The sequence below is a fragment of the Thermococcus sp. genome (assembly GCF_027063845.1).
Lineage (GTDB): Archaea > Methanobacteriota_B > Thermococci > Thermococcales > Thermococcaceae > Thermococcus.
In genome coordinates this window covers 23297-32113 of the sequence record NZ_JAMOQU010000066.1, presented here as the reverse complement: position 1 = coordinate 32113, position 8817 = coordinate 23297, and the positions used below count along the sequence as shown (strand labels likewise).

The following is an 8817-nucleotide window of genomic DNA, read 5'->3' as shown; positions in this document are numbered from 1 at the left end:
AGGAGGATATGGGAAGGGGCCGCAATGATTAGAACCAAGGGCGAGGCAGGAACAGGAAACATCGTCGAGGCCGTCAGGCACGTTCGCCTCGTTGCGGAGGGAATAAGGCAGATTCAGGCCATGACCGATGAGCAGGTCTACGGCGTTGCCGAAAAGTTCGCCGAGCCCTATCTCAGGCTCGCCCTCAACGTCAAGGAGATAGCCGGGCTTCCGGCAAGGGTTCTCGAGAACGAGCCGATTTACGGACACTACACCTACCGCGAGATAGTTGACGGCCTTTACAAGGTTCTCCTTGAGATAAAGAAGCTCGGTCGCCTTCCGGTCGTTAACTTCGCGGCCGGCGGAGTCGCCACCCCTGCAGATGCCGCCCTCATGATGCAGATGGGCATGGACGGCGTCTTCGTCGGCTCCGGAATCTTCAAGAGCTCCAACCCGCCGAAGATGGCGAGGGCAATAGTCGAGGCCGTCAACCACTGGGACGAGCCCGACGTTCTTGTTGAGATAAGCAAGGAAATCGGCGAGCCGATGCGCGGTCAGGACATTGAGGAGCTTGAGGTTAGGCTTGAGGAGAGGGGCGTCTGAGCCCTTTTCCACTCTTTTGGAGGGGTTGAAATGGTCAAGGTAGGGGTTATAGGCCTTCAGGGCGACGTCAGCGAGCACATCGAGGCGAGCAAAAGGGCCCTTGAGAACCTCGGCGTCACCGGCGAGGTAATCTGGCTCAGAAAGCCGGAACAGCTTGAAGGAATATCGGCAATCATAATTCCCGGCGGGGAGAGCACGACGATATCGAGGCTCATGGTCAAGAACGGCCTCCTCGAGCCCGTTAAAAAGCTCGGCGAAGAGGGGCTTCCGATTATGGGCACCTGCGCCGGTCTTATAATGCTCTCCAAAGACGTCATCGGGGCAACGCCGGAGCAGAGGTTCCTCGAGCTCCTCGACGCTAAAGTGAACAGAAACGCCTACGGCAGGCAGGTGGACAGCTTCGAGGCTCCGATAAAGCTTGCCTTCAGCGACGAGCCGTTTCCGGGAGTTTTCATACGCGCCCCGAGGATAGTGGAGCTCCTCAGCGATAAGGTGAAGCCTATCGCGTGGCTCGGCGACAGGGTTGTTGGCGTCGAGCAGGACAACCTCATCGGCCTCGAGTTCCATCCCGAGCTGACGGACGACACGAGGGTTCACGAGTACTTCCTGAAAAAGGCGCTTTGACTTTTGATAAATTTTCGTTAATTTTGGCCATAAAGCTTTTTAATTTTAGCGTTTTCTTGCCAATACGGTGGTAGCGTGAAGACGGTCATGTGCCCCTTCTGTGGTTTTGGGTGCAGGCTTCTCGTTGACGAGAAGAGCATGAGGGTCAAGCCCTACCCAGGGGAACCAAACCGAGGAAAGCTCTGCCCCAAGGGCCTCTACTCGCTCGAGTTCGTCCGCTCCCCGGGAAGGCTGAAGAGGCCCCTCAAGAGGGTTGGTTCTGCAATGGTTCCAATCAGCTGGGGGGTCGCGATAGAGGAAATAGCTAACAGACTGTTCGAGATAAGGGAGCTCTACGGTCCCGACGCGGTGGCGTTCATAGCGTCTTCGAAAATCAGCAACGAGGAGAACTACCTCCTCCAGAAGATTGCACGCCTGTTCGGCACGAACAACATAGACAACTGCGCAAGGCTGTGCCACGAAGCGAGCGTTCACGCTCTTAAGCTCGCCGTCGGAACCGGCGCGCAGACGAACCCCTATGAGGACATCGAGCGCTTTAACGCCGTCCTGATATGGGGGTACAACCCAGCCGAGACACATCCAGTCGTCATGGACTACATCCTGAAGGCCAAACGAAGGGGGGCTAAAATAATCGTCGTGGACGTCAGGGAAACGCGGACGATGGCCTTTGCAGATTACAGGCTCGTCATAAAGCCCGGGACAGACATAGTCCTGGCCAACGCAATTGCCCACGTTATAATCTGGGAGGAACTCTACGACGAGGAGTTCGTGAAGGGTCGGACGGTTGGCTTCTCTGAAGTCAGGATGGCGGTTATGAAGTACACACCTGAGTACGCGGAGAGCGTAACTGGAATTCCAGCGGAGACGATACGGGAGGTCGCGAGGACCTTTGCATTGGCCGAAAGCGGGGCCATAATGTGGGGAATGGGTCTAACCCAGCACGTCTCCGGCGTTGAGAACGTTCTGGCGGTGATAAACCTTGCACTGCTCCTCGGCTACATCGGGGAAAAGGGCGGCCTCTACCCTATGCGCGGGCAGAACAACGTCCAGGGAGCGGCATATATGGGCGCGCTGAGCGAGTTCCTGCCTGGCTACGTCCCTCTCACCGACGAGCGCTTTAGAAAGCGCGTCGCCTCGCTCTGGGGCGTTGACGACCTGCCGACCGAGAGGGGGCTCTACCTGACGGAGCTGTGGGATGCCATCGAAAGGGGTGACCTAAAGGCCCTCTATATTGTCGGCGAGAACCCTGCGGTGAGCGAGGCCGACTTTACGCGCGTGAGACGGGCGTTGAGAAAGCTCGACCTCCTCGTTGTCCAAGATGTCTTCATGACGAGAACAGCGCGCTACGCCCACTACATCCTCCCTGCCTCGGCTTTCTGCGAAAAGGAGGGCTCATACATGAACAGCGAGCGAAGAATCCAGTGGAGCCACAAAGTCTGCGAGCCATACGCTGACTCAAAGCCCGACTGGGAGATTCTGGCAATGCTCGGCCGGGCGCTCGGGCTTCCTGGCTTCACCTACGCAGGCGTTGAGGAGATAACGGCAGAATACTTCCGTCTTTTCCCGGAGCTTGAGGAGAGAAGCGTTGATGAACTCAAGAACGGAGAGGGAATATTCCTGCCGAGGAAGAGGCTTCACACCTGGGAGTTCGCGACGCCCGACGGAAAAGCCCGCTTCATGGCCGTCGAGAGAATCTCACCCTGGGAGGGACCGAGCGAGGAGTTTCCGCTGGTTCTAACGACCGTCAGATTGATGAGCCACTACAACACGGGTGAGATGACGCTGAGAAGCCCCTCGCTCGTGAAGCTCATGGGAGAGCCGAGGGCTTTAATCAATGAGCGCGACGCGGAAAGGCTTGGAATCCGCGACGGCGACTGGGTGGAAATTGAAACACGGCGCGGGAGGATAAGGATGCGTGCGAAGGTCGGCGGAGTCCCTAAGGGGGTCGTTGCAATCCCCTTCCACTTCAAGGCGAACCTGATTACCAGCCCGGCCCTGAACAAGGCCGGAACGCCCGAGTTCAAGTTCTCGGCGTGCCGGGTTAAGAAAATGAAGGCCCCATAACATGCTCAGCGCTTCTTTTGTTACCATGATAACATTTTAGTGTTTCTCTTTCTTGATTGTTATCATGCAAACCTCAAAACTTATATACGAGTTTTTTGTTATTATGATAACGAGGGAACAGCCATGGTGAACCTCGATGAACTCAAGGCCAACGCTCAGGAATACCTTGAGGACGCTGATTATCTCTACAACAAAGGCCACTACAACTCGGCCCTCAACCTCTACTTTAAAGCCCTCGTGGCAATCTGCGACTACATAATCCTCCGCGACACAGGGAAACTCCCGAGGAATCACACTGAGCGCTTTAGGATTCTCGAAGAGAAATATCCTGATATCTATGACATCGTGGACTTCCACTTCAACAACTACCGCAAGGCCTACCTCATGAGGGCTACAAAGGAATGGGTGAAGGTGCTGAAAAATGACGTCCACAACCTCTACTCTCAGCTCTGAATTCTCTCAATTTTTTACCCCCCAAGGAACACTCCACGAAACGGTCAAAAACTTCGTAGAGAATCATGGTGAGGTCTTCGACGTTGTCCTCTACGGTTCAACCGTCCTCGGGAAAGAGAAACCCAACGACCTCGACCTCATGATACTAACGAGGACGAAACTTCCCGCCCTAGAGCTTAGGAATCTCATCCTCGAACTCAAAAGAGGGCTCTCCAAAATACTCACAAATGCCAAACTCGACATCAGGGCCATGAGCCTTGAAGAGCTCTTCGACCCGAACAACCTCGCAAGCTTGGGGGTTATCATAGAAGGATTTTCTCTCACAAAGAACAAATCAATGGCAGAGCTAATGAATGGGAAGGCATATACCCTCTTCCGTTTCACCCTTGAAGGCCTTCCGCGGAAGGACAGGGTTCGCTTCCAGTACGCGCTCAAGGGCAGGGACATGAAGAGCGGCCTCCTCAAGGAGCTGAACGGTGAACAGTGGGGGGCTTGGGTAGTTGTCGTTCCAATAGAGCACACTTACCGCTTCAGGGACTTCTTGGAGCTTTGGGGTGTAAAATATGAAGCCTTCACAATCTTAAAAGGAGCCGACTTGTTCTACAAATTTTGACATCAATTAAAACCTGAACGCCCACTCTGGATACTCCCCGGTGAGACATGCTAAGCAGAGGTCTTCCCTGCCGACGGCCCTCTTCAGGCCCTCAACGCTGAGGTAAGCTAAGCTGTCCGCTCCTATCGCTTCCCTGACCTTTTCAACTCCTCCGAAGGCCGCTATGAGCTCGTGTCTCGTGGGGATGTCGATGCCCATGTAGCAGGGGTACCTTATCGGCGGTGAGGCGATTCTTACGTGGACTTCCCTCGCGCCGGCCTTCCTGAGCATCGCGACGATTCTCTTCATCGTCGTGCCCCTGACTATGGAATCGTCGACCAGAACGACCTTCTTCCCGGCCACAACTTCCTTAACAGGCGAGAGCTTGAGTTTGACCTTCAGCTCGCGGTTGAACTGGCCTGGCGTTATGAAGGTCCTCCCGATGTAGCGGTTCTTTATCAGACCTTCAGCGTAGGGAATCCCGCTCTCCTGCGAGAAACCTAAGGCGGCGGCCCTTCCAGAGTCAGGAACCGCTATGACGACGTCGCCATCAGCGGGGCTCTCCCTCGCCAGTTCCCGTCCCATCCTGACCCTCGCGCTGTAAACGTTTGTTCCATCAAGGACGCTGTCCGGCCTCGCGAAGTAGATGTACTCGAAAACGCAGTGGTGGTGGCTTTCCCTGGCGAGAGCCTTGCTCTCAACGCCGTTTTCTGAGAGGAGGAAGACCTCTCCTGGCCTCACGTCCCTCGTTTCCTCCACGAAGAGCCTCAATGCCGAATCCTCGCTCGCGAAGTAGTGGCCATCTCCTGTTCCGTAGCTCAGGGGCCTGAAGCCAACGGGGTCCCTCGCCACGAGGATTTTGCCGTCGAAGAGGAGTGCAACGGAGTAGGCACCTTTGACTTCGCCAAAAACGGCTCTCATAGCCTCGAACTCGTTTCCCGTCTCGCGGAGGTGCCAGAGGAAGGAAATCCCGAGCAGTTCGGAGTCAACGGAGTGGCGGAACCTGACGCCGAGCTTTTCATACCTCTCGCGGAGGGGTCTGAAGTTGGTGAGCGTCCCGTTGTGCGCCACCGCGATTCTCATCCCACAGCACTCCGTCTCAAGCGGCTGGGTCTCGTTGAGCGAGCCTGACGTCGAGTAGCGGACGTGGGCTATTGCGAGGTTCGAGCGGAGCTTTGCGAGCTCCTTTCCCCTGAAGACGTCGGTGACGAGACCGAGGCCTGAAACCGTTCTTATCCTGCCCCGCCAGACGCTTATTCCCGCGCTCTCCTGTCCGCGGTGCTGGAGGGCAAGCAGGGCGTAATAGGCCTTCTTTGCTGAGTTCTCTGAGAGCGTTGCAAAGATTCCGCACTTCTCTCGCATCGCCACCACCGGTTGACGTGTGAAAGTTAATGGCGCTCCATTAAGCTGGTCGAGTTTAGCTGTCCATGCTTAAAAACTTTGCCCAGTTTTTGACAGTAATTAGGCAAAATAACACTTAAAAGTAGGCTAGTTTTACATGAAACTGGTGATTCAAGTGGAGGTCTACGAGGGTAAGGCCAAGAGGGTAATCCCGCTCGACGATGGGAAGGCGATAATGGAGTTCAAGGACGATGCCACCGCCTTCGACGGCAAGAAAAAGGCCCAGTTCAAGGGTAAGGGCTGGCTCAACGCCCAGATTAGCGCGGTTCTCTTCAAGGTTCTTGAGGAGAACGGAATAAAGACCCACTTCATTGGAATCGCTGGAGACAACAGGCTCATCGTTGAGAGGCTCAAGATGTACCCCATTGAGGTTGTCGTCAGGAACGTCGTCGCCGGGAGTCTGAAGAAGCGCCTCCCCCTTGAAGAGGGCACGGAGCTTTCGGAGCCGATAGTTGAGCTCTACTACAAGGACGACGGCCTCGGCGACCCGATGATTAACCATTACCACGCCAAGGTTCTGGGGGTAAGCCAGGAGGAAGTCAGGGAAATGGAGAGAATTGCCCTCAAGGTTAACGAGATTCTCAGGAAGTATTTCGCCGAGCGCGGGATAATCCTCGTGGACTTCAAGCTCGAGTTCGGAAAGAACGAGAGGGGCGAGACAGTCCTCGGGGACGAGATTAGCCCCGATACCTGCCGATTCTGGGACGCAGAAACGAAGGAGAGCCTTGACAAGGACGTCTTCCGCTTTGACAAAGGTGACCTGATTTCAGCTTATGAGAAGCTCTACGAGAGGCTTACCGGTGAATCTCCGGCTCATAGCTGATTAAAACCGTGTAGCAGCCCTTCTCGTCTTCCTCTATCTCTATCCTCCTCAGCCGGATTCCGTTAAGTTTTAACGGCCTCTTCAACGACCGCGGGGAGTTCCTCCAGAAAGGCTTTCCTTCTTACTGTTAGCATCATTTGCCTTCACCCACGTTGAGAACCTGCCTGAGGGTTTTAAGCTGCCTCTCGTCGAAGCTCTTCTCGTCGAGAACTAAGACCAGCATTCCACCGTAGAGGGCTATGTAGTCAGCGAGCGTCGCGAGGAACTTCAGCACCGAGCGGAAGTCGTTGTACATCATTAGATACTCCAGCCCTTCGATGACGACCACTCCCGTCACGTTCTCGCGGTGGGCCTCCGCCAGATAGGAGCGGGTTCTCTCGATTATTCTGTGGAGCTGGGTCGGGCCGATGTTGCCCGGCCCCTCGACGGTCGTCAGCAGGTGAACTTCCCACCTCTCCGAGAAGTCGCTCCTCCTCGCGAAGGCCAGAACCGGGAAGTCGGAGAGCGCCTCAACGTACGCCCTGAACCTATCAGGGGACACGATGAAGACGCCTTTTTTCACGACCTCCGGCTTTTTAGCTTCGACAATGTATCTAAACTTCTCGGAGAAAACAACTTGGATGAATGCGAAAACTTCGAGGAAGTTCAGTGTTGCCCCGAGGGTGAACCCGATGGGCGCGAACCACTCGACGGGCCTGAGGAATGGGTAGTCCATCTTGTGGATTCCGTGAAGGGTTATTATTGCACTCAGGAGTGTTCCAGAGCGAGGATATGATTTTCTTGTCCCCCAGAGAACAATCCCAGAGAACGTGTAGAATATTCCGGCTACACCGTAGGATAGGTACATTGGCCTTGGCTCTTGGATGATGCTTGCATAAAATATGATGTATAACGAGACAACAGAGGGCAATAACAATGCCGCGACTCTCAGGGAATGAATAGGAAATTCGATGGCCTCCTCATCGAGGAGGGAGACAACACCTCCGGCAAGAAATGAGACACCCATGGCGTGGAAAAGGGGAACTCCGATATTAAAGCCCAGTAGTTCCGATACGAGTGAAAGTGATGAGCTCAGGAAGAAGAGAGACCAGAGGAGGAGTGAATTCCTCCGGTAGCGCCTCCAGCCTGCAAGCAGGACTAATCCCGCTGTCACCTTGAGGGAAAAACTGAAGAGCTGGCCCGCGAGCAGGGGGTTCATTCCACCACCTGGTCTCTTTTGGTTTGCCTAAATTAAAGCCTTACGCCGAAGTTCTCGACCCTTATTCCGGGCTCCTTTGTAACGACCCCCAGCTCAAAGCTCTCATAATACTTGTTGAGAATCCTTAGAGCCTCCTCCTTCTCCTCCTGGGGAACAATCGCGACGAAGCCTACACCCATGTTGAAGACCCTGAACATCTCCTCCAGCGGAACGCCGTTCTCGTGGATTAGCTTGAATATTCCCTCTATTGAGGGCATCTCAAGGGAGAAGCCGTAGTTCGTGAGGCGCTTGAGGTTGGTCAGTCCTCCCCCGGTTATGTGGGCCAGACCGTGGACTTTCACCCTTTCGAGCAGTTCAAGAACCGCCCTCACGTAAATCCTCGTTGGTTCCAAAAGCCACTCCCACAGCTTTCTACCCTCGTACTCGTAGTCGAGGCCGTATTTGGGTATGAGGAGCTTCCTCGCGAGGGTCAGGCCGTTTGAGTGGATTCCCGAGCTCGAAATTCCTATTACAGCGTCGCCGGGCTTTATCATATCCCCCGTAATTACCTTCTCCTTCTCGACGATTCCAATTGCCGTTCCTGCCAAATCGAAGCCGTTTATGAGGTCAGGCATCACAGCCGTTTCCCCGCCCACTATCGCTATCCCCGCCTGCTCCGCTCCAGCGTAGAGGCCCTTCGCTATCTCGGCAAATATTTTCTCGTCCGGCTCGCGAACGGCGAGGTAGTCAACGAGCGCTACCGGTTCAGCCCCAACGCAGAGCAGGTCGTTCACGTTCATCGCTATCATGTCTATCCCTATCGTGTCGAACTTGCCAACCGCCTCAGCGACGAGAACCTTCGTTCCGACGCCGTCTGTCGTCATGGCGAGGTAGAAGCTCCCGAAGTCGAGGAGCGCCGAGTAGTGGCCGAGGTTTTCCGCGGGCTCCCCAGGCTTTCCCCTCCTGAACTTAAACGTCTCCCTCGCAAGGCCTATGATGCTTCTCAGGACGTTGGCAGTTTTCTCATCGTCAACACCTGCCTGGGCGTAGGTCAGCATGAGCACCACCGGTGAGAGTTTCGGGGAGGGCTTAAAAGGTTTG

General features: G+C 55.1%; 9 protein-coding genes. 6 read left to right on the top strand and 3 right to left on the bottom strand.

What is annotated here, in order from left to right:
* From MVO87_RS04525 to MVO87_RS04505, 5 genes are all read left to right on the top strand, one after another.
* A partial coding sequence (locus tag MVO87_RS04525; protein ID WP_524540270.1) for a beta/alpha barrel domain-containing protein occupies positions 1–582 on the top strand: 582 nt, incomplete at its 5' end.
* Positions 583–612: 30 nt separating this feature from the next.
* Positions 613–1206: a pyridoxal 5'-phosphate synthase glutaminase subunit PdxT gene (gene pdxT / locus MVO87_RS04520; protein WP_297552348.1), complete on the top strand. Its 594-nt coding sequence runs from the start codon at positions 613–615 to the stop codon at positions 1204–1206.
* Positions 1207–1281: 75 nt separating this feature from the next.
* Positions 1282–3270, top strand: coding sequence for a formate dehydrogenase subunit alpha (gene fdhF / locus MVO87_RS04515; RefSeq protein ID WP_297552347.1), 1989 nt, complete (start codon positions 1282–1284; stop codon positions 3268–3270).
* Positions 3271–3393: 123 nt separating this feature from the next.
* Complete coding sequence (locus MVO87_RS04510; protein ID WP_297512641.1) at positions 3394–3723, top strand: hypothetical protein; 330 nt, start codon at positions 3394–3396, stop codon at positions 3721–3723.
* Positions 3692–4336: a nucleotidyltransferase domain-containing protein gene (locus tag MVO87_RS04505; protein ID WP_297512643.1), complete on the top strand. Its 645-nt coding sequence runs from the start codon at positions 3692–3694 to the stop codon at positions 4334–4336. Before MVO87_RS04510 ends, MVO87_RS04505 begins: the two co-directional genes overlap by 32 nt.
* 6 nt (positions 4337–4342) lie before the next feature.
* Here the strand turns inward: MVO87_RS04505 and purF are convergent, their stop codons facing one another.
* Positions 4343–5677, bottom strand: coding sequence for an amidophosphoribosyltransferase (purF, locus tag MVO87_RS04500; protein WP_297552354.1), 1335 nt, complete (start codon positions 5675–5677; stop codon positions 4343–4345).
* 154 nt (positions 5678–5831) lie between these two features.
* Between purF and purC the strand changes: the two genes are divergently transcribed.
* A complete protein-coding gene (gene purC, locus MVO87_RS04495) occupies positions 5832–6539 on the top strand; it encodes a phosphoribosylaminoimidazolesuccinocarboxamide synthase (protein WP_297512996.1) in 708 nt (235 codons plus the stop codon).
* A gap of 133 nt (positions 6540–6672) precedes the next feature.
* Here purC and MVO87_RS04490 read toward each other — a convergent pair whose 3' ends face one another.
* Positions 6673–7737, bottom strand: coding sequence for a DUF835 domain-containing protein (locus MVO87_RS04490; RefSeq protein ID WP_297512976.1), 1065 nt, complete (start codon positions 7735–7737; stop codon positions 6673–6675).
* 32 nt (positions 7738–7769) lie between these two features.
* On the bottom strand, positions 7770–8774 hold the full coding sequence (gene purM / locus MVO87_RS04485; protein WP_297512998.1) for a phosphoribosylformylglycinamidine cyclo-ligase: 1005 nt from the start codon (positions 8772–8774) through the stop codon (positions 7770–7772).
* Positions 8775–8817: the final 43 nt, after the last annotated feature.

What these genes read in the sequence shown, in the direction of transcription:
- MVO87_RS04510 (WP_297512641.1), top strand. Translation starts at nt 3,394, where the DNA reads ATGGTGAACCTCGATGAACTCAAGGCCAACGCTCAGGAATACCTTGAG.
- pdxT (WP_297552348.1), top strand. Translation starts at nt 613, where the DNA reads ATGGTCAAGGTAGGGGTTATAGGCCTTCAGGGCGACGTCAGCGAGCAC.
- MVO87_RS04490 (WP_297512976.1), bottom strand. Translation starts at nt 7,737, where the DNA reads ATGAACCCCCTGCTCGCGGGCCAGCTCTTCAGTTTTTCCCTCAAGGTG.
- purF (WP_297552354.1), bottom strand. Translation starts at nt 5,677, where the DNA reads ATGCGAGAGAAGTGCGGAATCTTTGCAACGCTCTCAGAGAACTCAGCA.
- purM (WP_297512998.1), bottom strand. Translation starts at nt 8,774, where the DNA reads ATGCTGACCTACGCCCAGGCAGGTGTTGACGATGAGAAAACTGCCAAC.
- MVO87_RS04505 (WP_297512643.1), top strand. Translation starts at nt 3,692, where the DNA reads ATGACGTCCACAACCTCTACTCTCAGCTCTGAATTCTCTCAATTTTTT.